The 23,283-nt window shown below is 58.0% G+C and carries 20 protein-coding genes and 1 pseudogene; 19 read left to right on the plus strand and 2 right to left on the minus strand.

Features of this window, described 5'->3' with window-relative positions:
* From ABLU88_RS26365 to trpS, 16 genes and pseudogenes are all read left to right on the plus strand, one after another.
* A pseudogene (locus ABLU88_RS26365) lies at positions 1-125 on the plus strand (BMC domain-containing protein); the annotation flags it as partial.
* A 15-nt stretch (positions 126-140) separates the two neighbouring features.
* On the plus strand, positions 141-419 hold the full coding sequence (locus ABLU88_RS26370; protein ID WP_002442217.1) for a BMC domain-containing protein: 279 nt from the start codon (positions 141-143) through the stop codon (positions 417-419).
* A 53-nt stretch (positions 420-472) separates the two neighbouring features.
* Positions 473-2,077 carry an acetaldehyde dehydrogenase (acetylating) gene (locus tag ABLU88_RS26375; RefSeq protein WP_348838561.1) on the plus strand — a complete coding sequence of 535 codons (1,605 nt, stop codon included), beginning with the start codon at positions 473-475 and terminating at the stop codon, positions 2,075-2,077.
* Positions 2,078-2,104: 27 nt separating this feature from the next.
* Positions 2,105-2,362 carry a EutN/CcmL family microcompartment protein gene (locus ABLU88_RS26380; RefSeq protein WP_004098229.1) on the plus strand — a complete coding sequence of 86 codons (258 nt, stop codon included), beginning with the start codon at positions 2,105-2,107 and terminating at the stop codon, positions 2,360-2,362.
* Between the two features lie 15 nt (positions 2,363-2,377).
* Entirely contained in the window at positions 2,378-3,532 is a 1,155-nt protein-coding gene (locus tag ABLU88_RS26385) for a 1-propanol dehydrogenase PduQ (RefSeq protein ID WP_047724629.1), read from the plus strand.
* A gap of 25 nt (positions 3,533-3,557) precedes the next feature.
* The gene (cutC, locus tag ABLU88_RS26390; protein WP_148849611.1) at positions 3,558-6,944 is read left to right on the plus strand and encodes a choline trimethylamine-lyase; all 3,387 of its coding nucleotides are present in this window, start codon (positions 3,558-3,560) and stop codon (positions 6,942-6,944) included.
* A gap of 56 nt (positions 6,945-7,000) precedes the next feature.
* Positions 7,001-7,948 (plus strand): choline TMA-lyase-activating enzyme, encoded by a 948-nt coding sequence (gene cutD, locus ABLU88_RS26395; protein WP_014227748.1) that lies wholly within the window; start codon positions 7,001-7,003, stop codon positions 7,946-7,948.
* 12 nt (positions 7,949-7,960) lie between these two features.
* Entirely contained in the window at positions 7,961-8,383 is a 423-nt protein-coding gene (locus ABLU88_RS26400; protein WP_004098223.1) for a BMC domain-containing protein, read from the plus strand.
* Positions 8,380-9,000, plus strand: a complete 621-nt coding sequence (locus ABLU88_RS26405) for a phosphate propanoyltransferase (protein WP_014837302.1) — start codon at positions 8,380-8,382, stop codon at positions 8,998-9,000. The genes ABLU88_RS26400 and ABLU88_RS26405 overlap by 4 nt, the downstream gene beginning before the upstream one ends.
* A 12-nt stretch (positions 9,001-9,012) precedes the next feature.
* Positions 9,013-9,699, plus strand: coding sequence for a hypothetical protein (locus ABLU88_RS26410; protein ID WP_009652892.1), 687 nt, complete (start codon positions 9,013-9,015; stop codon positions 9,697-9,699).
* Between the two features lie 19 nt (positions 9,700-9,718).
* Complete coding sequence (locus ABLU88_RS26415; RefSeq protein WP_014227744.1) at positions 9,719-10,132, plus strand: multidrug efflux SMR transporter; 414 nt, start codon at positions 9,719-9,721, stop codon at positions 10,130-10,132.
* A gap of 17 nt (positions 10,133-10,149) precedes the next feature.
* Positions 10,150-10,479: a multidrug efflux SMR transporter gene (locus ABLU88_RS26420; protein ID WP_004098219.1), complete on the plus strand. Its 330-nt coding sequence runs from the start codon at positions 10,150-10,152 to the stop codon at positions 10,477-10,479.
* Between the two features lie 241 nt (positions 10,480-10,720).
* Positions 10,721-10,816 (plus strand): tryptophanase leader peptide, encoded by a 96-nt coding sequence (gene tnaC, locus ABLU88_RS26425; RefSeq protein WP_004098218.1) that lies wholly within the window; start codon positions 10,721-10,723, stop codon positions 10,814-10,816.
* A 124-nt stretch (positions 10,817-10,940) separates the two neighbouring features.
* Positions 10,941-12,329 carry a tryptophanase gene (gene tnaA, locus ABLU88_RS26430; RefSeq protein ID WP_348838569.1) on the plus strand — a complete coding sequence of 463 codons (1,389 nt, stop codon included), beginning with the start codon at positions 10,941-10,943 and terminating at the stop codon, positions 12,327-12,329.
* Positions 12,330-12,662: 333 nt separating this feature from the next.
* A complete protein-coding gene (mtr, locus tag ABLU88_RS26435; protein WP_134897153.1) occupies positions 12,663-13,919 on the plus strand; it encodes a tryptophan permease in 1,257 nt (418 codons plus the stop codon).
* A gap of 206 nt (positions 13,920-14,125) precedes the next feature.
* Positions 14,126-15,133 (plus strand): tryptophan--tRNA ligase, encoded by a 1,008-nt coding sequence (gene trpS, locus ABLU88_RS26440; RefSeq protein WP_348838571.1) that lies wholly within the window; start codon positions 14,126-14,128, stop codon positions 15,131-15,133.
* Positions 15,134-15,411: 278 nt separating this feature from the next.
* Here trpS and ABLU88_RS26445 read toward each other — a convergent pair whose 3' ends face one another.
* On the minus strand, positions 15,412-16,809 hold the full coding sequence (locus ABLU88_RS26445; protein ID WP_348838573.1) for a diguanylate cyclase: 1,398 nt from the start codon (positions 16,807-16,809) through the stop codon (positions 15,412-15,414).
* Between the two features lie 533 nt (positions 16,810-17,342).
* Here ABLU88_RS26445 and ABLU88_RS26450 point away from each other — a divergent pair.
* From ABLU88_RS26450 to ABLU88_RS26460, 3 genes are read left to right on the plus strand one after another with little or no spacing between them, the layout of a single operon-like run.
* Positions 17,343-18,410 carry an HlyD family efflux transporter periplasmic adaptor subunit gene (locus tag ABLU88_RS26450; protein ID WP_004098195.1) on the plus strand — a complete coding sequence of 356 codons (1,068 nt, stop codon included), beginning with the start codon at positions 17,343-17,345 and terminating at the stop codon, positions 18,408-18,410.
* Entirely contained in the window at positions 18,407-21,136 is a 2,730-nt protein-coding gene (gene rbbA, locus ABLU88_RS26455; protein WP_025108467.1) for a ribosome-associated ATPase/putative transporter RbbA, read from the plus strand. Before ABLU88_RS26450 ends, rbbA begins: the two co-directional genes overlap by 4 nt.
* The gene (locus tag ABLU88_RS26460; protein ID WP_116281048.1) at positions 21,136-22,260 is read left to right on the plus strand and encodes an ABC transporter permease; all 1,125 of its coding nucleotides are present in this window, start codon (positions 21,136-21,138) and stop codon (positions 22,258-22,260) included. The genes rbbA and ABLU88_RS26460 overlap by 1 nt, the downstream gene beginning before the upstream one ends.
* A gap of 39 nt (positions 22,261-22,299) precedes the next feature.
* On the opposite strand, the gene ABLU88_RS26465 is transcribed toward ABLU88_RS26460, so the two are convergent.
* Positions 22,300-22,617, minus strand: a complete 318-nt coding sequence (locus ABLU88_RS26465) for a hypothetical protein (RefSeq protein ID WP_004098189.1) — start codon at positions 22,615-22,617, stop codon at positions 22,300-22,302.
* Positions 22,618-23,283 lie beyond the last annotated feature (666 nt).

The following is a 23,283-nucleotide window of genomic DNA, read 5'->3' on the forward strand; positions in this document are numbered from 1 at the left end:
AAGCGGCGGTGGATTCCGGCGTCGAATCCGCGCAGCGCATCGGTGAAGTGGTGACTTCGCTGGTTATCGCCCGCCCGCATAACGACATCAACAAAATCGTCTCGCATTACAAAATCATGGATTAACCGGAGAAAAACCTGATGAAAGAAGCGCTAGGGCTTATCGAAACCAAAGGGCTGGTGGCCTGTATTGAAGCGGCGGATGCGATGTGTAAAGCCGCCAACGTGGAGCTGATTGGCTATGAAAACGTCGGCTCCGGCCTCGTCACCGCGATGGTGAAGGGCGACGTCGGCGCGGTGAATGCCGCGGTGGATTCCGGCGTGGAAGCGGCAAAACGCATCGGCGAAGTCGTCACCTCTCGCGTCATCGCGCGTCCGCATAACGACATCGAAAAAATCGCGGCGCAGCACAAAGCATGACCTGACAGGGCGCGCCCCGTCTCCACTCTTTTAGTCTGATGAAGGATAGACTCATGATTGAACTGGATAACGATTTGCAGTCCCGGCAGAACGCCCGGGAGCTGGTGCGCAATGCCAAAAAGGCGCAGGCGATTCTGGCCACCTTTTCGCAGCAGCAAATCGACGCCATCGTGAAGAACGTGGCCCAGGAAGCGGCGCATCATGCCGAAGCGCTGGCGAAAATGGCCGCGGAAGAAACCGGTTTTGGCAACTGGCAGGACAAAGTGCTGAAGAACCGCTTCGCCTCGCTGCGCGTCTACGACGCCATCAAAGATATGAAGACCGTCGGCATCATTCATGACGATCCGCTACAAAAAGTGATGGACGTGGGCGTGCCGCTGGGGGTGATTTGTGCGCTGGTGCCGTCGACCAACCCGACCTCCACCGTCATCTACAAAACGCTGATTGCCCTGAAGGCCGGCAACGCGATTATCTTCTCCCCGCATCCCGGCGCCCGCCAGTGCAGCTGGAAAGCGATTGAAATCGTGAAGCGCGCGGCGGAAGCGGCAGGCGCACCTGCCGGTAGCGTCGACGCCATTAGCCAGCTGACCCTCGAAGCCACCTCAGAGCTGATGCACAGCAAAGATGTGTCGCTGATCCTGGCGACCGGCGGCGAAGGCATGGTGCGCGCCGCCTACGCGTCCGGCACGCCGACCATCAGCGGCGGTCCGGGTAACGGCCCGGCGTTTATCGAACGCAGCGCCGATATCCCCCACGCGGTGAAAGATATCATCACCAGTAAAACCTTCGATAACGGCGTGATCTGCGCCTCCGAGCAGTCAATTATCGTCGAACGCTGCATCTACGACGAAGTGCATCGCGAACTGGAAGCTCAGGGCGCGTACTTCATGAACGAAAGCGAAGCGGCAAAAATGGCGGCCCTGCTGCTGCGCCCCAACGGCACCATCAACCCCAAAGTGGTGGGTAAAACCGCGCTCTATCTGAGCCAGATGGCCGGCTTCTGCGTCCCGGCCAGCACCCGGGTGCTGATTGCCGCGCAGACCACGGTATCGAATTCCAACCCCTACTCGCGGGAAAAACTGTGCCCGGTACTCGGCCTGTACGTCGAAGAGGACTGGAAAGCCGCCTGCCACCGCGTCGTGGAGCTGCTGACCAACGAAGGCCTCGGCCACACGCTGGTGATCCACACCCGCAACCAGGACGTCATCCGCCAGTTCTGCCTGGAAAAACCGGTTAACCGCATTCTGATCAACACCCCGGCGGCGCTGGGCGGCATCGGCGCGACCACCAATATCACCCCGGCCCTGACGCTCGGCTGCGGCGCGGTCGGCGGCGGCTCCAGCTCGGACAACGTCGGGCCGATGAACCTGCTCAACATCCGCAAAGTGGGCTACGGCGTGCGCTCCATCGATGAGCTGCGCGCGCCGGGCAGCCGCCCGGAACCGCAGCCGACCATCGTCAGCCCGGCGGCCGGCCCGAACCGCAGCATCTTCGACGATGAGCGCTTTAACGCCCCGGCGACCGCTGCCACCGCAGCCCACCCGGCCAGCGCCGACGATCGCTTTGCGTCCGCCGCCGCCGTCGGCGCGGACAGCGAGATTAATGAGCAAAACGTGGAACGCGTCATCCGCCAGGTGCTGGAACGCCTTGGTAAGTAACACATTGATATAAGGCGATAAAAAACAATGATTCTCGCAAAGGTAGTCGGACATGTCGTCGCCACACAGAAGTGCGATGAGCTACGGGGCAGCAACCTGCTGCTGATCGTCAAATTAGATGATGACCAGCAGCCGATGAAAGACCAGACCTGGGTTGCCGTTGATAGCGTCGGCGCCGGTATGCACGACATCGTGCTGGCCGAAGAGTACCTGGCGCTCAACAAAGAGCGCTACAAGGCCATGTCGGTGGTCGCCATTGTCGAGAACGTGTTTCGGGACGCTTAAGGAGTCAATAACCCAATGAGTGAATTTTTGCTGAAACCCCGGATTCGCTTTGGTCAGGATGCGCTTGCCATCCTGAACGAGCTGCCCGCCCGCAACGTGCTGCTGGTCACCGACCAGGCGATGGTTAAGTTTGGCCTCGCCGATCGCGTCACGCAGATCCTCGATGCGCGCGGCATCGCTTTCCAGGTCTGGGACGACGTGGTGGCCGACCCGGATATCGCCACCGTGGTGCGCGGTATGAAGCGGATGGATAACAGCTATCCGGATCTGGTTATCGCGCTGGGCGGCGGTTCGGTGATTGATGCAGCCAAAGCGGTTATTTTCGCCCTGGCGCAAACCCGTCCGGACGCTCACCGCGAGCCGCCCTGCTTTGTGGCGATCCCCACCACCAGCGGCACCGGCTCTGAGGTCACCGCCTTTTCAGTGGTGAAAGCCCACGCCGAGAAGCTGGTGCTGGTGGACCCGTCGCTGCTGCCGGATATCGCCATTCTTGACCCGGCGCTGGTGGCCTCGGTGCCGCCGGCGATCACCGCCGATACCGGGATGGACGTGCTGTGTCACGCGCTGGAAGCCTATGTCTCCCTCGCCGCCAGCGACTTTTCCGATGCGCTGGCGGAGAAAGTGGTGCAGCAGGTATTTCGCTTTCTGCCGACCTGCTGGCGCAACGGTGGCGACCTGCTGGCGCGGGAAAAGATGCACAACGCTTCCTGCATGGCGGGCATGGCTTTCACCAACGCCTCGCTGGGCATTACCCACAGCCTTGCCCACGCGCTCGGCGGCGTATTTCGCGTCCCCCACGGCCGCGCTAACGCCCTGCTGATGGCGGACGTGGTGGCCTGGAACGCCGATTATCACGGGCAGTGCGATACCGATGCTGCCCGCAAATACGCCCGATTAGCCCATCTGCTGGATCTGCCCGCGGCCACTACCCGCCAGGGCGTCGCCAGCCTGCTGGTCGCCATTCAGGCGCTAAAAGACGAAATGAGCATGCCGGCCGGCATCCGCGATACCGGCGTCATTGCCGCCGAATTTGAACAGCGGCTGGCGGAGATGGTCGGCCAGGCGCTACGCGACAGCTGTACCCCGACGAACCCACGCGCGCCGGACGCTCACGCACTGACCGAACTCTATCGCCGGGCATGGACCGGCAACGCCGTTCAGGGCCACTGATAACAAGATTTGGAGAACCTTACCTATGGCACACTACAGCTTAACGCCGCGCGTCAAAGTGTTGGCAGAACGTTTACTCTCACAAAAAAGCACCCTGTGCACCGAACATGCCACCACGCTCAACGCCCTTGATGGCGATATCGCCGGGGTTCCCGCCGCCGTCAAACCGGCGCGCCGCTTCTATGAACTGATGCGCCAGCTGCCGCTGTGCATCAGCGCCGACGAGCTGATCGTCGGCAACCAGACCCGCAAACCGCACGGGGCGATTTTCCACGACGAGAGCGCCGTCCGCCGCCCGTCCGCGTTCCAGTTCCTCAACCTGAATAGCGATCTCGACTCCCCGGATTACAAGCTGGTGATGGAAAAAGGCGTGCTGGCGATAAAACATCAGCTGGAAGAGAAAACCCGTGCGCTGGGCAGCGCCGTCAGCCGCAGCGGCATGGATGAAGTCAACGGCTGCCGCGCGGCCATCTACGCCTGCGATGCCCTGCTGGCGCTGGCGCAAAACCTGGCCAACAGCGCGGAACAGCTGGCCGCCGCGGAAACCAACGCTTACCGCCGGGCGGAACTGCTGGACAGCGCCGCCATTCTGCACCACGTTCCGGCGCATCCGGCGCGCAGCTTCAAAGAGGCGTGCCAGGCCTTTTATCTGTTCCAGCTGGCGCTCCAGCTCGATAACGGCAGCTACGCCGTCAACCCGGAAGGCGCCGACAAAGCCCTGCTCCCTTACTACCAGCGCGATATCAACAACGGCGCGCTCTCCCCGCAGCAGGCGTATGAAATCGTCGAATCGCTGTGGTTCAAGCTGGCGGAGCTGTGCGAAGTGCGCGCCGCCTGCGCGATCGACGGTTATCCGATGTTCGACGCCCTGCTGCACGGCGCAAGCCTTGAGAACGCGCGCATTAACGAACTCTCCGACATGTTCCTCAGCGCGCAGCACAACCTGAGCGCCCTGCATCTGCCGGTGCGTTTGTTCAAGGGCGTCCAGCACGTTTCCGCCGCCCCATTTGCCGCCGCCGGCGAAACGCCGGCAGCAGAAGGGCTGACCCCGCGCATGCAGCGCCTGCGTAACCACTACCTGACCGTGCGCCCGAGCGTCTCTATCTACCGCGCGCTGGCCTTTACCGAAGTGGTCAAAGCCAACCCCGGCATGCCGACGATTCTGCTGCGCGCCAAAGCCTTCCGCCACGCCTGCGAAACCGCGCCGATTCTGATTCAGGACGATGAGCTGATCGTCGGTCATCCGTGCGGCAAGCCGCGCGCGGGCGCCTTCTCGCCGGATATCGCCTGGCGCTGGGTGCGCGACGAACTCGATACCATGAGCACCCGTCCGCAGGATCCGTTTGAGATCAGCGAAGCAGATAAAAAAACCATCCGCGAAGAGATCGTGCCGTTCTGGGAAGGCCGCTCGCTGGATGAAATCTGCGAAGCCCAGTACCGCGAAGCGGGGGTATGGGCGTTCAGCGGCGAGACCTTCGTCAGCGACCTCTCCTACCACCAGATCAACGGCGGCGGCGACACCTGCCCGGGCTACGACGTGCTGCTGTTTACCAAAGGGATGAACGGCATTAAAGCCGACGCCGAGGCGCATCTCGCCAGCCTGAGTATGGAAAACCCGGAAGATATCGACCGCATCTACTACTACAAAGCGGCCATTGAAACCTGCGAAGGGGTGATTAACTACGCGCACCGCATCGCCGCCCGCGCCCGCGAACTGGCCGCGATTGAGCAGAACGCCCAGCGTCGCGCCGAGCTGCTGACCATCGCCGAGGTGAACCAGAACGTGCCGGCGAACCCGCCGAAAACCCTGCAGGAAGCGCTGCAGAGCATCTGGACCGTAGAGTCGCTGTTTGAAATTGAAGAGAACCAGACCGGACTGTCCCTGGGACGCGTAGACCAGTACTGCTACCCGATGTTTGAAGCCGATATCCGCGAAGGCCGCCTGACTCACGACACCGCGCTGGAGCTGCTTCAGGCGTTTATCATCAAATGCGCCGAGCTGATGTGGATGTCCAGCGAGCTGGGGGCGAAATATTTCGCCGGCTATCAGCCGTTTATCAACCTGACCGTCGGCGGTCAGAAGCGCTCCGGCGGCGATGCCTGTAACGACCTGACTTATCTGATCATGGACGCAGTGCGCTTCGTGAAGGTTTACCAGCCGTCGCTGGCCTGCCGTATTCACAACCAGTCGCCGCAGAAGTATATGGAAAAAATCGTCGACGTCGTCAAAGCGGGGATGGGCTTCCCGGCCTGCCACTTCGACGACTCCCATATCAAGATGATGCTGCGTAAAGGCTTCGATTTCGAAGACGCCCGCGACTACTGCCTGATGGGCTGCGTCGAGCCGCAGAAATCCGGCCGCATCTATCAGTGGACCTCCACCGGCTACACCCAGTGGCCCATCGCCATTGAGTTCGTTTTAAACCGCGGTCGGATGGTGCTGTTTGACAGCTATCAGGGGCTGGATACCGGCGACCTGCGCGACCTGCACACCTTCGAGGATTTCGACGCGGCGGTGAAAAAACAGATCGCCCATATCGTACGCCTGTCGGCGATCGGGACGGTCATCAGCCAACGCGTGCACCGCGACGTGGCGCCGAAGCCGCTGATGTCGCTGCTGGTGGAAGGCTGCATGGAAAAAGGCAAAGACGTTGCCGCCGGCGGCGCGATGATCAACCACGGCCCGGGGCTGATCTTCTCCGGTCTGGCGACCTACGTCGACTCCATGGCGGCGATTCGTAAGCTGGTGTTTGAAGAGAAGAAATACACCCTCGAGCAGGTGCGCGACGCGCTGCTGGCGAACTTCGAAGGCTTTGAAGGCCTGCGCCGCGACTGCCTCAACGCGCCGAAATACGGCAACGACGATAACTACGTCGATCAGTATGCGCTGGATATCACCGAGTGGACCGAGCGCGAGTGCCGTAAGTACAAGATGCTCTACTCCACCCTGAGCCACGGCACCCTGTCCATCTCCAACAACACGCCGATCGGCGAGCTGACCAACGCCACGCCGAACGGTCGCCTGGCGTGGATGCCGCTCTCCGACGGCATCAGCCCGACTCAGGGCGCGGATAAGCAGGGTCCGACGGCGATCATCAAGTCGGTGAGCAAGATGAACGTCGAAACCATGAATATCGGCATGGTGCACAACTTCAAGTTCCTCAAAGGGCTGCTGGATACCCCGGAAGGTCGTCACGGCCTGATTACCCTGCTGCGCACCGCGTCGATTCTCGGCAACGGCCAGATGCAGTTCAGCTATGTCGATAACGAAGTGCTGAAAAAAGCCCAGCAGGAGCCGGAAAAATACCGCGACCTGATCGTCCGCGTCGCGGGCTACAGCGCCTACTTCGTTGAGCTGTGCAAAGAAGTTCAGGACGAGATTATCAGCCGTACGGTCATCGAGAAGTTCTGATAAAGACACGGACGTTTTTGGACACGGATGTCCCGATCGTTTTTCTGGAGGTATGTGTGAGCGCAAAACAAGAATTAACCGGGCGAATATTCAATATTCAGAAATATTCGATCTATGACGGCGATGGGATCCGCACGCTGGTTTTTTTCAAAGGCTGCAATATTCGCTGCCCGTGGTGCGCTAACCCGGAAGGGCTGAATAGCCAGTTTCAGGTGATGTTCTCACAGGATAAATGCATTAACTGCGGCGACTGCGTCAACGTCTGCCCGGCGGGAATTCATTATCGGGCGGAAGAAAACGGCGAAATGAAGCATTTCGTCAACCGTAATAAAGACTGTATCGGCTGCCGCAAGTGCGAAGAGATCTGCACCCAGAACGCGCTGGATATTATGGGCAAAGATGTCACCGTCAGCGAACTGATGGAGATCATCATGCAGGACTACGACTTTTATATCTCCTCCGGCGGCGGCGTCACCATCGGCGGCGGGGAAATGAGCCTGCAGACCGATTTTGCCGTCGCGCTCTTTAGCGAATGCAAAAAGATGATGCTCAATACCGCCGTGGAAACGCAGGGCACCACGCCGCTGGCCAATTATCAAAAGCTGGCGCCAGTGACCGACACCTTCTTATTCGATATTAAGCAAATTAACAGCGAGCACCATAAAGCGTTATTTGGCATCGGTAACGAAGGCATTCGCCGCAACCTGGAGTGGCTGGTGGATTCCGGCGCTAACGTCATTATCCGCATGCCGCTGGTTCGCGGCTATAACGACTCGTTCGATGCCATTACCGGGGCCATTGATTACGTACAAAAGCTGGCCAAGCGCGGAAATATCCGCCGCATCGATATGCTGCCGTACCACCAGCTGGGGCGCAAAAAATATGAGCGCCTCGATATGCCTTACCCCATTACCCGAGACCCAACTTATTCCGCCGAGGAGTTAGACCGGCTGGAAACGTTCTTCACGCAGTTTGATTTTGATATTCGCTTAGTCCGCCATTAACAGGAGCCGACAATGAAAAGTTTAGGCGTAATTGAAACGCGAGGGTTAGTTGCCGCCGTTCAGGCCGTGGATGCCGCCTGCAAAAGCGCAGGCGTGTCCTGCATTGGCTACCGCAAAGTCGGTTCGGGGCTGGTGAGCGTCTGCTTTGAAGGGGAGATCAGCGCGATTCACACCGCTATCGAACGCGGCGTGGCCGTCGCCGCGCTCATCGACCCGCAGGTCAAATCCCTGACGATCGCCCGTCCGGAGCGCAGCGTCGTGGACGCCCTCAGCACCCTGAAAGGCCGTCCGCCGCGCGCGGAAGCTGCCGCGCCGCTTGAGGCTGAAGCCGTCGCGCCCGCCGCTGTAGAAACAAGGGAACCCACTGAACCCGCCGCCGCGCCTGCGCCGACGGAAGATAAAAACGCGGCGATGAGGAAAGGGAAGAAGGCATGATCGACACCCTGCTCCATGAAAAAATCGCCGCCCGCCTGAGCCACGTTGCTCCAGCTATCCCGGTCGGCATCTCTAACCGCCACGTCCATCTGGCGCAGCAGGACGTCGAAGCGCTGTTTGGCAAGGGCTACGTCCTGACGCCGTTTAAGCCGCTGCGCCAGCCGGGGCAGTTCGCGGCCCAGGAGTGCGTCACCGTGGTCGGTCCGAAGGGCTCGCTCACCCAGGTGCGCGTCCTCGGCCCAACCCGCCCGGTATCGCAGCTGGAAATCTCCCGCGCCGACTGCTTTACCCTCGGCATCAAAGCGCCGGTTCGCGAATCCGGCCAGCTGGAGAACGCGGGCAGCGCGCTGCTGATCGGCCCGGCAGGCCACGTTGAACTGCGATCGCAGGTGATCTGCGCCTGGCGGCATATCCATATGTCGCCGCAGGATGCCCGCCAGCTGAACGTCGCCAACGGCCAGAAGGTTAGCGTCCGCAGCGACGGCGAACGCCAGCTGACCTTTGATGAAGTGGTGGTGCGGGTACGCGAAGACTTCGCGCTGGAGTTTCATATTGATACCGAAGAGGCCAACGCCGCCGGCTTGAAAAACGGCGCGCAGGTCACGCTCATCGGCTAACGGAGGCTCGCCATGACCGACCAACAGATGGAAGACCTGGTTGAACGCATTATCCAGCGTCTGCGGCCGCCGGTACTGGTGATGGTGACCGCCGCGGCGGGCTACCGGCACGCTATTCGCCAGCGGCTGGCCGGCTGCGGCGAGAGCCTGCACCTGGCGCTGGATAGCGGGATTGACGACGGCGAGCAGTGGCGGGCTATCGGTAAAACGCTGCCGGCGGCCGACTGGCAACAGGAGCTGCCTTCGGCCTCGTATAAGGCGCTGCTGCTGCCGTTTCTCGACTACCCGCTGGCGGCGGATCTGGTGAAGGGTTCCCTGCACGGTCCCGTTGCCCGCCGCGTGCACGATGCCCTGCTGAGCGGCCTGCCGGTGCTGGCGCTGCGCTATCACTGCGATCCCGCCAGCGAGCTTAACCAGCTGCGCGGGGCGCAGCCTGATAGCGCTTACGCCGGACATATGCAGGCCACGCTGGCCCGCCTGGCCGAATGCGGCATCGCGCTGTGCACCATGAACGAATTGCTGGAGAAGCTGGCGTCGGGTCGCGAAGCGGCGGCGCCGTCGGCGAGCGGCCCGCGGCGTTATCTCACTGTCACAGACGTGGTGAATAATCCGGCGCTGGCCTGTGCTCCTGAAGCGCAGTTGACCGATGCCGCTATCGATTTTTTAAAAAACAGAAAAAAAGAACCTTACCTTAAATAGTAAACCCGGAGTTTAACTTATGTCTTCAAAAACAAAGTGTTGGCTATGGATGCTGCTGGTTATCGTTTCCGAAACCTCAGCCACCTCCACCCTCAAAATGTTCGGCAGCAGTGAAGGGATGAGCAAAATGCTGCTGCTCGGGCTGCTGGTGCTGCTGTACTGCACCTGCTACTACTCGCTGTCCCGCGCGGTGAAGGATATTCCCGTCGGTCTGGCCTACGCCACCTGGTCCGGTACCGGCATCCTCGTGGTATCGACGCTGGGAATGGCGTTTTACGGCCAGCACCCGGACACCGCCGCCATTATCGGTATGGCGGTTATCGCCAGCGGGATCGTGATCATGAACCTGTTTTCCAAAATGGGTAGCGAAGAGAGCGAGGAAGCGCCCGCGCAGCCGGCCGCTGCATCTCTGGACAAAAAAGTCGCCAACTAACAGAAAAGGAACCGCTTATGTTTAACCTCGGATTTTTATGGCTGGCGCTGTCTATCGGCTCCGAAATCACCGGCACGTCGATGATCAAAAAGACCAACGGCTTCAGCAAGCTGGCGCCGTCGGTGCTGGTGGTCTTCGCCTACGGCCTGTGCTACTTCGCCCTCACCCGTGCGATGAGCACCATTCCGGTCGGCGTCGCCTACTCGCTGTGGTGCGGTTTTGGTATCGTCGGCGTCACGATTTGCTCAATGATCCTCTATAAGCAAAAACCGGATATCCCGGCCATCCTCGCCATGGTGCTGATCATCTCCGGCGGCATCATTATGAACGTCTTCTCCAGCATGTAAGTCCCGCCTGCGCCTTCACTGATTGCGGTGAAGGCGCTAAAAACCTCACTCAACAAGCCGTTATTGGCGTAATAAAAAAACAAAAAACCATTGCCTGCTAATCAATAACGCTAAAAAGACGACGAGCGTCAAATTTTTATACTCCGCTTATCGATAAATAATTTTTTGTGATTTTAATCGTGGTTATTTTCTCATTTTACCTTATTTTTATGGCATCCCTTCACCCACAGAGGACGATGTCATGACGCAAAAATCGATTTATCGCCTCATTGCCCAGGGCGGCCTGGACGACTGGTATAATTTAGATCACCGCATCTCCAACGACTTCCCTCGTTAATTCTCCGCTGCTGTTTACTCCCTAAAAAAAATTAATTCAGCACTGCGTTTAGTCGCTATTTGTTGCGCTTTTTATTTGTCGCCAAATAGCCAAACGCGGCACAGCATCCCCATGGAGAAAATAAATGAAACGTATCCCTGAGCCGTTCCGCATTAAAATGGTCGAAAACATTCGCATGACTACCTTTGACGATCGCGTCAAAGCGCTGGAAGAGGCGGGCTATAACCCGTTTTTGCTCAATAGCCAGGACGTGTATATCGACCTGCTGACCGACTCCGGCACCGGCGCGATGAGCGACCATCAGTGGGCCGGGCTGATGATGGGCGACGAAGCCTACGCCGGGTCGCGTAACTATCAGCATCTGTGCGAAAAGGTCAAAGAGATTATCGGCTATCCGTATACCATTCCCACCCATCAGGGGCGCGGCGCGGAGCAGATTCTGTTCCCGAGCCTGATTGCTCGCCGCAAGTCGGCGCATCCGGTGTTTATTTCCAACTTCCACTTCGATACCACCGCCGCGCACGTGGAGCTCAACGGCGCAAAAGCCATTAACGTGGTGACGCCGAAAGCCTTCGATACCACCTCGTGGTACGACTGGAAAGGCAACTTTGATATTGATTTGCTGAAAGCGACCATCGCCGAACACGGCGCGGAAAACGTGGCGGCGATTATTACCACCGTCACCTGTAACAGCTCCGGCGGCCAGCCGGTATCGCTGGCGAATATGCGCGAGGTGTATCAGATTGCCCGCCAGAATAATATTCCGGTGGTGATCGACTCCGCCCGCTTCTGCGAAAACGCCTGGTTTATTAAACAGCGCGAAGAGGGCTACGCCGATAAATCGGTGAAAGAGATTATTCTTGAGATGTACCAGTACGGCGATATGCTGACCATGTCCGCCAAGAAAGACCCGATGGTGAATATCGGCGGACTCTGCTGCTTCCGCGATGACGAAGATCTGTTCAACGAAGTGCGCATCCGCTGCGTGCCGATGGAGGGCTTTGTCACCTACGGCGGCCTGGCGGGGCGCGATATGGAGGCGTTGGCTATCGGCCTGGAAGAAGGGACCAACGAGGATTACCTCGCTTATCGCATCAATCAGGTGGAATACCTCGGCGAACGCCTGCGCGAAGGCGGCATTCCGATTCAGTATCCGACCGGCGGCCATGCGGTGTTCGTCGATGCTAAGCTGCTGCTGCCGCATATCCCACCGGAGCAGTTCCCGGCGCACGCGCTAAACAACGAGCTGTATCTGGAAGCGGGCATCCGCAGCGTGGAAATCGGCTCCCTGCTGCTGGGCCGCGACCCGCAAACCGGCAAACAGAAGGCGTCACCGATGGAGCTGCTGCGCCTGACCATTCCGCGCCGGGTTTATACCAACGATCATATGGACTATATCGCTGAAGCGCTGATCGCCGTTAAGGCGCGCGCCGCCACGATTAAGGGCCTGACCTTCACCTATGAACCGCCGGTACTGCGCCACTTCGTCGCCAGACTGAAACCGGTGAAATAAACCGCATCACGGCGCTCTCGCAATGAGAGCGCCATTAATTTAATTCCATCTCTTTAAGCTCAATCATTCGGGTTGCGCCGGGTAGCCGTTTGCCCGCAGCCGTTATCTGTACCCTAAATAATTCGAGTTGCAGAAAGGCGGCAAGAGAGTGACAAATTCGTCGGGAACGAATTTGACCAGCCGAAGGCTGGCCTCCGGTGAGAGGCAGGAGCCTCTCATTAATCCCCAGGAGCTTACTGAGGTAAGTGACTGGGGTGAGTAAACGCAGCCAACACATCTGCAGCTTGAAGTATGACGGGTATAATAATTATAGCCACGTGAGGAATGCACCTTATGGCTACATTATCAGTCTCAAAAGCGGTCTCAACAAATACGCCATCGCTGATTGGCGGAGCGATGATTATCGGCGGCACGATTATTGGCGCAGGCATGTTTTCTTTACCGGTGGTGATGTCCGGCGCCTGGTTTTTCTGGTCGCTGCTGGCGCTCATTTTTACCTGGTTTTGCATGCTGCATTCCGGGTTAATGATCCTCGAAGCCAATCTCAATTATCATATTGGCGCCAGCTTCGACACGATCACGAAGGATTTACTGGGAAACGGCTGGAATATTATTAACGGCCTGACCGTCGCCTTTGTTTTATATATCCTGACCTACGCCTATATTTCCGCAAGCGGTTCAGTTATTCAGCATACTTTTGCGCAGATGAACCTCGCGGTTCCCGCACGCCTGGGCGGGCTGGCGTTCGCGCTGGTGGTCGCCTTTATCGTCTGGCTAAGTACGAAAGCGGTAAGCCGGATGACGACTATCGTGCTGGGCGCCAAAATCCTCACCTTCTTTATGACCTTCGGCGGCCTGATGTGGCACGTGGAGCCCGCAATTCTGTTTAACCGCGCGGAGGTCAATGCGTCCTATCTGCCCTACGTCCTGATGACGCTGCCGTTCTGCCTGGCCTCCTTTGGCTATCACGGCAACGTCCCCAGTCTGATGAAGTACTACGGTAAAGATCCGCTTATCATTCGCCGCTGCCTGCTGCTCGGCACGCTGATGGCGCTGGTGCTGTATATCATCTGGCTGGTCGGCACAATGGGCAATATTCCGCGCCCGGCGTTTATCGCTATCGCCGAAAAAGGCGGCAACATCGACGTGCTGGTGCAGACCTTAAGCGGCCTGCTGAACAGTTCGACCCTGGACCTACTGCTGACGGTCTTTTCCAACTTCGCCGTCGCCAGCTCGTTCCTGGGCGTGACTCTTGGCCTGTTTGATTATCTGGCGGATCTGTTTAAGTTTGACGATAGTCGGCTGGGGCGGTTTAAAACCGCGCTGGTGACCTTTCTGCCGCCGATCGCCGGCGGGCTGCTGTGGCCTAACGGTTTTATCTACGCCATTGGTTTCGCCGGTCTTGCCGCCACCGTCTGGGCCGCTATCGTCCCCGCCCTGCTGGCGCGCGCCTCGCGCAGGCGTTTCGGCAGCCCGAGCTATCGGGTCTGGGGTGGCAATGCCATGATTATCCTGATTTTGTGCTTCGGCGGCGCCAACGCAATAATTCATATTTTATCCAGCTTTAACCTGCTGCCGGTTTATCGCTGAATAAAAAAGGGCTTTTACTGCCGCGGCTTTTCGTGGCAGGATAAAAAGATGAACAGAAACGTTGTCATTTCTCACCTCCGCCGTTGGTGGCTGCCTGCATAACAGGCGGCAAGATTTGACGTTTCCTCTATTCAAAGCCGCCGGAAGGCGGCTTTGTTGTTTCTGAGTGTCGCCCTTCGGCCTGATAGCATCCTAAGGAGTCACTTATGAACACCAGCCAAACGATCCTGACCGGCGACCGTCCTACCGGCCAGCTGCACCTCGGCCACTACGTCGGTTCCCTGCGCCAGCGCGCGCTGCTCCAGCACGACCACCAGCAGTTTATCCTCGTCGCGGATCTCCAGGGACTGACCGACAACGGCAGCAACCCGCAAAAAATCAGCAGCAATATCCTTGAGGTGATGGCCGATTATCTCGCCGTCGGCATCGATCCGCAGAAGACCACCATTTGCCTGCAATCCGCCCTGCCGGCGCTGGCCGAACTCAGCGCGCTGTATATGAATATCGTCACCGTCGCCCGGGTTGAACGTAATCCGACGGTAAAAAATGAAATCGCCCAGAAGGGGTTTTCCCGCTCGCTGCCGGTGGGATTTTTAGCCTATCCCATTAGCCAGGCCGCCGATATCACCGCCTTTAAGGCCGAACTGGTGCCGGTCGGCGACGATCAGCTACCGATGATTGAACAAACCAATGAGATCGTGCACAAAATGAATAGCCTGACCACGACGCCGATCTTACAGCACTGCAAAGCGCTGCTCAGCGACGTCAGCCGCCTGCCGGGCATTGATGGCAACGCCAAAATGTCGAAATCGCTGGGGAACACGCTCACCCTTTCGGCCAGCGAAGAGGAGATCCACCGTGCGGTCAGCGCCATGTATACCGACCCGAATCACCTGCGGGTCGCCGACCCGGGTCAGACAGAAGGCAACGTGGTATTCACTTATCTCGACGCCTTTCATGCTGATAAGACCTTCGTTGCCGAGATGAAAGCCCACTATCGGCGCGGAGGGCTGGGAGACAGGCAGTGCAAAAACGCGCTGGAGACCTGCTTACAGGAGCTGCTGGCGCCGATACGCGAACGCCGGGCGACCTATATTCAGGATAAAGGCATGCTGCTGGCGCTGCTGCGCCGGGGAAGCGAGCGGGCGCACGAACTGACACAACGGACGCTGCATGAAGTAAAACGCGGCCTGGGGCTGCCGGTGCTGTTTTGAGGCGCGGCGATCTCTCCGCACTGAAATCCGCTGCCACATCTCTCCCGGGGGCGGCGCCTGAGGCGCCTTGCCCGGGCTACAGGTTCACAGCCGTCTGCGGTCAGGTAGCCCGGACAGGCGCAGCGCGCCGCCTCCGGGATGGCGCCCGATCGGAAGATACTCCGCGGTTTATTCCCCGGTGGCGGCTGTCGCCTTACCGGGGCTACGGGTTTACTGCCGTCTGCGATCCGGTAGCCCGGACAGGCGCAGCGCGCCGCCTCCGGGAAGGACCCGGCAGCTTAGTTGCCGCCGCCTTCATGCAGCTTCACGCAGTTGCGCCCATCGCGCTTGGCGACGTACAGCGCGCTGTCGGCATCGCGCAGCAGCAGATTGTAATCCGGATGACCGGTGTGGACGGCGTAGCCGATGCTGGCGGTAATCGAAATCTCATTGTCAGCGCCAACGCTAAACGCCAGCTGGCTGATTTTTTTACGCAGCCGTTCAAGGATCGTAAAGGCTTCCGCGGCGCCGGTCTCCACCAGCACCAGCAGAAACTCCTCGCCGCCGTAGCGGAAGATATAATCGCTGGATCGAATATTATCGCTGAGCAGCTCCGCAACGTGCTTAATCGCCCGGTCGCCGACCATGTGCCCCCAGCTATCATTGATCTCTTTAAAGTGGTCGATGTCGATAATCGCCACCGTCATCGGCAGTTCATATTCCATCGCCAGCGTCACTTCATGCTTGAGGACAACCGGCAGATAGCGGCGGTTAAGCAGGCTGGTCAGCGTATCCTTACCGCTTTGCATCTGCGACAGGCTGCTAAACAGCACCCCCATCTGGCTGCCGATCTGCTGGCAATGGATATGGATCCCCTGCAGCAAAGCCTGCGTGTTTTTATACTCAGAACCCTCAGTCGAGGATTTCCAGGCGGATAACAGCGCATCCACCTTGCTAATTAAGTCGGCGATTTCCTGCATTTGCGGATTTTTGTTAAAATAACGCACGCATTTATGGCGGAACCACAGGCCAAATTCAGAATCAGATAATAACGCTCCGTTAATATCGCTTTTATTATCGCTAACGATATTAAAAATAGCGGTATTTTCCCATCCGGAGAGCGAGGCCTGCTGTTTGCCATATTCCAGCGGCACGTTATCCATCAGGCTATACAGGCGGTACGCTTCTTCATTTTTCGTTGCCCGATAGTGCGACAGGGTATAGGCGTGGCACATCATTTCTACCGCCATGTTAATGGCCATGATGGCGTAGTAGATGGCGGCAACGCTGGTCTCGCGATCGAGCTGGCTATCGCGGATATTTTCAATCAGCCCGGCTTTCAGCTGGCGCGCGCCGCGCAGTACCGCCTCTGCCGGGATACCGATGCGTGAATGGATGCTGCCGATCAGGTACTGCCGCTCCGCCAGCGCCTGCAGATTTTCCTTATCGCACATCAGGATATCTTTCACCCACCCGGCCAGCGAGCTGCTGAGCCGCTCCTGAACTAAGTCATAGCTAAGGTGCCGCGCAATGTCCGGGTCCTGGAAAATAAAATCATAAAAACGGGTCGCTAACGCCTCCGCCTGCTGCCCGGCAATATTTTTAAGTACCGCCCTCACTTCCGGCGTCAGGCTGTCGTACAGCGGCAACCACTCCTTAAAAATAATCGAGATATATTTTTGGCTTTCATCTTTCATTGAATAAAGCGCTCGCCCGGCGTGAGTGTATTTTCAGGGCCGCCGATCATACAACAGTTCTCCTGGGGCAACCAGATTAAAAATGCGCCAGTCGCCAGGGAATAATATCCTCTGGTTATTAGCGCTAAGGAATAGCTTATATGTACGATGATTTAATGAAGAACGATTAAGATTATCTGCGCCGGTATCCGGAGCATTAACCCCAATAGGCATTATGGGTAATATTGTTCCATCGCGCTCCTCGCTGTTTTTATGTTAACCCGACAACAAGACCCTGCTTTGTATATGGACATACTCATTGCGGGTGTTAGTATGACATTGACGGTAGCAATAAATATGCGTGTTTCATTTAAGGCGAGGATTGCTGATGATGACCACATTGATCGCACCTCTTTCTGACCGGTTAGCAGCGCTGCAGGCTCCCTGCGCCGGTCGGCCTTATCCCCGATTTCTCCCTTCCCTGAAGAGACGAAACTCCGCCATGCGGAGGAGAAGCGCGCACCACTCAGCCTATGGAACAAAGCGAGTCGCGTATGGACAAAATCAAACGGCGTTGGGTTGGATACGTTATTGGTTTAGCGGTGGTGATTGCCGCAGCGGCATGGTGGATGCTTCGCCCGCCGGGAATTCCTGAGGGCTTTGCCAGCAGTAACGGCAGGATTGAAGCCACAGAAGTCGATATCGCCACCAAAACCGCCGGGCGTATCGACACCATCCTGGTCAAAGAGGGGCAGTTTGTTCGCCAGGGCGACGTGTTGGCCCGTATGGACACCCGGGTACTCAACGAACAACGGCTGGAGGCCGCCGCGCAAATCAAGGAAGCAGAGAGCGCGATTGCCGCCGCGAAAGCCCTGCTCGACCAGCGTCAAAGTGAAATGCGCGCTACGGAAGCGGTGGTGAAGCAGCGGCAGGCGGAGCTGAACTCCTCGGCTAAACGTCACGTCCGCTCCAGCACGCTCTCGCAGCGAGGCGCGGTCTCCGCGCAGCAGCTGGATGACGACCAGGCGGCGGCAGAAAGCGCCAGGGCGGCGCTGGAATCCGCCAAAGCGCAGGTCTCTGCCGCCAGGGCCGCGATTGAGGCGGCGCGCACCAGCATCATTCAGGCGCAAACCCGGGTCGAGGCCGCCCAGGCGACCGAACGGCGGATTATCGCCGATATCGACGATAGCGAGCTGAAAGCCCCGCGCGATGGCCGCATTCAGTACCGCGTCGCCGAACCGGGAGAGGTGCTGGCGGCGGGCGGCCGGGTGCTGAATATGGTCGACTTATCCGATGTCTATATGACCTTCTTCCTGCCTACCGAGCAGGCGGGTCTGCTGGCGCTGGGCAGCGAAGCGCGAATTATCCTCGATGCCGCGCCGAATCTGGTGATCCCCGCCAATATCAGTTTTGTCGCCAGCGTGGCGCAGTTTACGCCTAAAACGGTGGAAACCAGCGATGAACGGCTGAAGCTGATGTTCCGCGTAAAAGCCCGTATTCCGCCAGAGCTGCTGGCGGAGCATCTGGAGTATGTGAAGACCGGCCTGCCCGGGATGGCCTGGGTTCGTCTGGATAACCAGCAGGCGTGGCCTGAAGCGCTGACGGTGAGGTTGCCGCAATGAAAACCGTCGCCCGCCTGGAAAACGTCAGCCAACACTTTGGCGCAACCGTCGCGCTGAAGGACATTACGCTGAGCATTCCCGCCCGCCGTATGGTGGGACTGATCGGGCCCGACGGCGTGGGCAAGTCCAGCCTGCTATCGCTGATCTCCGGCGCGCGCGTGATTGAGCACGGCAACATTATGGTGCTCGGCGGCGATATGAGCGAGGTACGTCATCGCCAGGACGTCTGCCCGAAAATCGCCTGGATGCCCCAGGGGCTGGGGAAGAACCTCTACCATACCCTGTCGGTCTATGAAAACGTCGATTTCTTCGCCCGTCTGTTCGGCCATGATAAAGCCGAACGCGACATCCGCATCAATGAGCTGCTCCAGAGTACCGGCCTGGCGCCGTTTCGCGACCGCCCGGCAGGAAAACTCTCCGGGGGGATGAAGCAAAAGCTCGGCCTGTGCTGCGCGCTCATTCACGACCCGCAGCTGCTGATCCTCGATGAACCCACCACCGGCGTCGATCCTCTCTCGCGGGCGCAGTTTTGGGATCTGATCGACAGCATCCGCCAGCGTCAGCCGGAGATGAGCGTCCTGGTCGCCACCGCTTACATGGAGGAGGCGGAGCGCTTTGACTGGCTGGTGGCCATGAACGCGGGGGAAGTTCTGGCGACCGGCAGCGCCGATGAGCTTAAAGCGCACACGGCGAGTCAGACGCTGGAACAGGCGTTTATCGCCCTGCTTCCCGAAGCCCAGCGCCTGGCGCATAAAGAGGTGATCATCCCGCCGCGCAATGCCGATGAAAGCGAAATTGCGATTGAAGCGCGCGGGCTAACGATGCGCTTCGGTCAATTTGTCGCCGTTGACCACGTCAACTTTCGCATTGCCCGCGGCGAGATTTTCGGCTTCCTCGGCTCCAACGGCTGCGGCAAATCAACAACCATGAAAATGCTGACCGGGCTGCTACCGGCCAGCGAAGGCGAGGCGTGGCTGTTTGGCCAGCCGGTCGACCCCAGGGATATCGAAACCCGCCGCCGCGTTGGCTATATGTCGCAGGCCTTCTCCCTCTATAGCGAACTGACCGTACGGCAAAACCTCGAGCTGCATGCCCGCCTGTTCCACATCCCGGATGCGGAGATCCCGGGGCGGATCGCCGAAATGAGCCAGCGCTTTATGCTGGAAGAGGTTGAGGACACCCTGCCCGCTTCGCTGCCGCTAGGTATCCGCCAGCGCCTCTCGCTGGCGGTCGCGGTGATCCACCGCCCGGAAATGTTAATCCTTGATGAACCCACCTCCGGCGTCGATCCGGTAGCCCGGGACATGTTCTGGCAGCTGATGGTCGATCTTGCGCGTCAGGACCGGGTGACCATTTTTATCTCCACCCACTTTATGAATGAAGCGGAACGCTGCGATCGCATTTCGCTGATGCATGCCGGAAAAGTGCTGGCCAGCGATACGCCGCAGGCGCTGGTGGAGCAGCGCGGATCGGCCAGCCTTGAAGAGGCGTTTATCGCCTGGCTACAGGAAGCGGCGGATGCCGCGCAGCCGCCTGATGCGCAGGCTGCACCGGTTCCCGCGATGGAACATAAAGCCGAAAGCGTGGCGCCGCGTCAGGCGTTCAGCCTGCAGCGCCTGTTTAGCTACAGCCGCCGCGAAGCGCTTGAGCTGCGCCGCGATCCGGTGCGATCGACCCTGGCACTGCTCGGCACCGTGATCCTGATGTTTATCATGGGCTATGGGATCAGTATGGACGTCGAAGATCTGCGGTTTGCGGTGCTCGACCGCGACCAGACCGTCAGTAGCCAGGGCTGGTCGCAAAATATCGCCGGCTCACGCTACTTCATCGAACAGCCGCCGCTGCAAAGCTATAGCGAACTGGACAGAAGAATGCGCAACGGCGAGCTGGCGGTAGCGATTGAAATTCCGCCTAATTTTGGCCGCGATATCGCCCGGGGAACGCCGGTGCAGATTGGCGTGTGGGTGGACGGCGCGATGCCGAACCGCGCGGAGACGGTGCGCGGCTATGTGCAGGCCATGCATCTGGCCTGGCTGCAGGAGATGGCCGGCCGCCAGGCCAGCCCCAATCGCGATACCTCACTGATTTCCATCGAGACCCGCTATCGCTATAACCCGGATGTGAAGAGCCTGCCGGCGATTGTACCGGCAGTGATTCCGCTGCTGTTGATGATGATCCCGGCGATGCTCAGCGCGCTCAGCGTGGTCCGCGAGAAAGAGCTTGGTTCAATCATCAATCTGTACGTGACGCCAACCACCCGCAGCGAATTTCTGCTGGGTAAACAGGTGCCGTATATCGTGCTGGGGATGTTCAACTTCTTCCTGCTCTGCGCGCTGTCGGTCTTTGTTTTTGGCGTACCGCACAAAGGGAGTTTTCTGACGCTCACCCTCGCCGCGCTGCTCTACGTCACTATCGCCACCGGACTTGGCCTGCTGATTTCAACCTTTATGAAAAGCCAGATTGCGGCGATTTTCGGCACCGCGATCATTACGCTTATCCCGGCGACGCAGTTTTCCGGGATGATCGACCCCGTCGCCTCGCTGGAAGGACCCGGGCGCTGGATTGGCCAGATTTATCCAACCAGCCACTTTCTGACCATCGCGCGAGGAACGTTTTCCAAAGCGCTGAATCTGACCGACCTGTGGGGATCCTTTATTCCGCTGCTTATCGCGGTTCCGCTGGTGCTGGGCCTGAGCGTGTGGCTGTTGAAAAAACAGGAGGGATAATGCGCGGACTACGCAATATTTATAATTTGGGGATGAAAGAGCTACGCAGCCTGCTGGGCGATAAAGCGATGCTGACGTTGATTGTCTTTGCTTTTACCGTCTCGGTTTACTCCTCCGCGACCGTTATGCCGGGTTCGCTGCATCTGGCGCCCATCGCTATTGCCGACATGGATAAGTCGCAGCTTTCATCGCGTATTATCAATGGTTTTTACCGGCCCTGGTTTTTGCCGCCGGCGCTGATCACCGCTAATGAGATGGACGCCGGACTGGATGCGGGACGCTATACTTTCGCCATCAATATTCCGCCGGATTTCCAGCGCGACGTTCTGGCCGGACGCCAGCCCGCGCTACAGGTTAACGTCGACGCGACGCGAATGAGCCAGGCGTTTACCGGCAATAGCTATATCCAGAATATCGTCACCGGCGAGGTGAACAGCTTTGTCGCCCGCTACCGGGACAACGGCACGCTGCCGGTTGAGCTGGCCGTCAGGATGCGTTTTAACCCGAACCTGGAACAGGAGCGTTTCGGCGCCGTCATGGCAATTATCAACAATATCACCATGCTGGCGATCGTGCTGACCGGCTCGGCGCTGATACGCGAGCGGGAGCATGGTACCGTGGAGCACCTGCTGGTTATGCCGGTCACGCCGTTTGAAATCATGATGGCGAAGATATGGTCAATGGGGCTGGTGGTGCTGGTGGTTTCCGGACTCTCCCTGATCCTGATGGTTCAGGGCGTGCTGCAGGTACCGATAGAAGGCTCGATACCGCTCTTTATGCTTGGGGTGGCCCTGAGCCTGTTTGCCACCACCTCAATCGGCATTTTTATGGGCACGGTGGCGCGTTCCATGCCGCAGCTGGGGCTGCTGATGATTCTGGTCCTTTTGCCGCTGCAGATGCTTTCCGGCGGCTCCACGCCCCGGGAAAGTATGCCGCAGGCTGTACAGGATATTATGCTCACCATGCCGACGACCCACTTTGTCAGCCTTGCGCAGGCCATTCTTTATCGAGGCGCTGATTTCTCTATCGTCTGGCCGCAGTTTCTGACGCTGCTGGCTATCGGTGGCGTGTTTTTTACTATCGCCCTACTGCGTTTTCGTAAGACGATCGGGGAAATGGCCTGAGGCAATACCGATGTCGCTCTGCCGGTCGCGACATCGGCGCTATTTATGGCGATTCATAAAGCGCCGCAGAGCCCAGGTGAACCCCATCGCCATGCTGAACAGGATAAACAGCAGCAGCACCCAGCTGACGGAAATTCTCAGCAGCGCACTTAGCGTCATAAGCGGCTGAAGATACACGGTAAACGAGTGGTCGGTGGGCTTACCCAGAAGAACCATTAATCCATCCGTTAACCAGACAAGCGCCCGGCAAACCAGCCAGATGATCGCCGGCCAGCAGAGCAGGACCAGAAAGGTAAAACGCTCCCGGATATAATGTATCAGTTGGCGCAAAGGAGGCCAGTTAATCAGAAATTTCATTTATATTCTCATATTGCCAGCCGGTAACATGCACTATTCGTCAAAAGACGTTACCGGGTTAGCTTCCATACAGGCAATGCACCCTATGTTTTTAGCAAATTTGAATTAACTTAAACCAGATCGAGTTAACAAAGTGTTAAGGACACTAAGTCATTTCGCAGAAAAAGTCCAGCTGTTATGCCTGTGTGCTTGGCAGGGGAGAGGGTTTCGTATCTATTTGTTAACCTGATGACTTTAGAATAACTTAAGCGTTATGCGGGTAATATTCTTAATATAATTCCTATTAAATATTCAGAAACGCGTTTATCTCTATTTTTATTTTCATATAACGTTCATGCTAATTATTTTATTCACAAAATAAATTCTTTGTAGATGAGTTTTCGATAAATAATTGAGTTTAAATAGATCTATGCTATTCGCCGTCACGGCTTTCAGTAGTTTTGCCGGCAAGCTCCCCGCACGATTCATCGTTCTCGTTGCGACGCCAGGCAAAGTGGCACAAACTCTTTAATTTCAAATGGATAGATATTTATGCTGCTTAAGTACTGCTGATGCCCTATTGTGACAACGGTATGGTAAACGATCCCTACCGGGCTTTTATGCGGGATTTCTCAGGCGACAAAAACGCAAAAAGCCCATCCGTCAGGATGGGCTCTTCACTTGTTT

Origin of the sequence: Klebsiella sp. GW_Kp182 (genome assembly GCF_040062275.1) — a bacterium.
Lineage (GTDB): Bacteria > Pseudomonadota > Gammaproteobacteria > Enterobacterales > Enterobacteriaceae > Klebsiella > Klebsiella michiganensis.

Bases quoted from the DNA above. Each gene is read 5' to 3' on its own strand.
- mtr (WP_134897153.1), top strand. From the start codon at position 12,663: ATGGCTACATTATCAGTCTCAAAAGCGGTCTCAACAAATACGCCATCG.
- ABLU88_RS26400 (WP_004098223.1), top strand. From the start codon at position 7,961: ATGAAAAGTTTAGGCGTAATTGAAACGCGAGGGTTAGTTGCCGCCGTT.
- ABLU88_RS26420 (WP_004098219.1), top strand. From the start codon at position 10,150: ATGTTTAACCTCGGATTTTTATGGCTGGCGCTGTCTATCGGCTCCGAA.
- ABLU88_RS26375 (WP_348838561.1), top strand. From the start codon at position 473: ATGATTGAACTGGATAACGATTTGCAGTCCCGGCAGAACGCCCGGGAG.
- ABLU88_RS26450 (WP_004098195.1), top strand. From the start codon at position 17,343: ATGGACAAAATCAAACGGCGTTGGGTTGGATACGTTATTGGTTTAGCG.
- ABLU88_RS26370 (WP_002442217.1), top strand. From the start codon at position 141: ATGAAAGAAGCGCTAGGGCTTATCGAAACCAAAGGGCTGGTGGCCTGT.
- cutC (WP_148849611.1), top strand. From the start codon at position 3,558: ATGGCACACTACAGCTTAACGCCGCGCGTCAAAGTGTTGGCAGAACGT.
- ABLU88_RS26465 (WP_004098189.1), bottom strand. From the start codon at position 22,617: ATGAAATTTCTGATTAACTGGCCTCCTTTGCGCCAACTGATACATTAT.
- ABLU88_RS26410 (WP_009652892.1), top strand. From the start codon at position 9,013: ATGACCGACCAACAGATGGAAGACCTGGTTGAACGCATTATCCAGCGT.
- ABLU88_RS26445 (WP_348838573.1), bottom strand. From the start codon at position 16,809: ATGAAAGATGAAAGCCAAAAATATATCTCGATTATTTTTAAGGAGTGG.
- ABLU88_RS26415 (WP_014227744.1), top strand. From the start codon at position 9,719: ATGTCTTCAAAAACAAAGTGTTGGCTATGGATGCTGCTGGTTATCGTT.
- tnaA (WP_348838569.1), top strand. From the start codon at position 10,941: ATGAAACGTATCCCTGAGCCGTTCCGCATTAAAATGGTCGAAAACATT.
- tnaC (WP_004098218.1), top strand. From the start codon at position 10,721: ATGACGCAAAAATCGATTTATCGCCTCATTGCCCAGGGCGGCCTGGAC.
- ABLU88_RS26385 (WP_047724629.1), top strand. From the start codon at position 2,378: ATGAGTGAATTTTTGCTGAAACCCCGGATTCGCTTTGGTCAGGATGCG.
- trpS (WP_348838571.1), top strand. From the start codon at position 14,126: ATGAACACCAGCCAAACGATCCTGACCGGCGACCGTCCTACCGGCCAG.
- ABLU88_RS26460 (WP_116281048.1), top strand. From the start codon at position 21,136: ATGCGCGGACTACGCAATATTTATAATTTGGGGATGAAAGAGCTACGC.
- ABLU88_RS26380 (WP_004098229.1), top strand. From the start codon at position 2,105: ATGATTCTCGCAAAGGTAGTCGGACATGTCGTCGCCACACAGAAGTGC.
- rbbA (WP_025108467.1), top strand. From the start codon at position 18,407: ATGAAAACCGTCGCCCGCCTGGAAAACGTCAGCCAACACTTTGGCGCA.
- ABLU88_RS26405 (WP_014837302.1), top strand. From the start codon at position 8,380: ATGATCGACACCCTGCTCCATGAAAAAATCGCCGCCCGCCTGAGCCAC.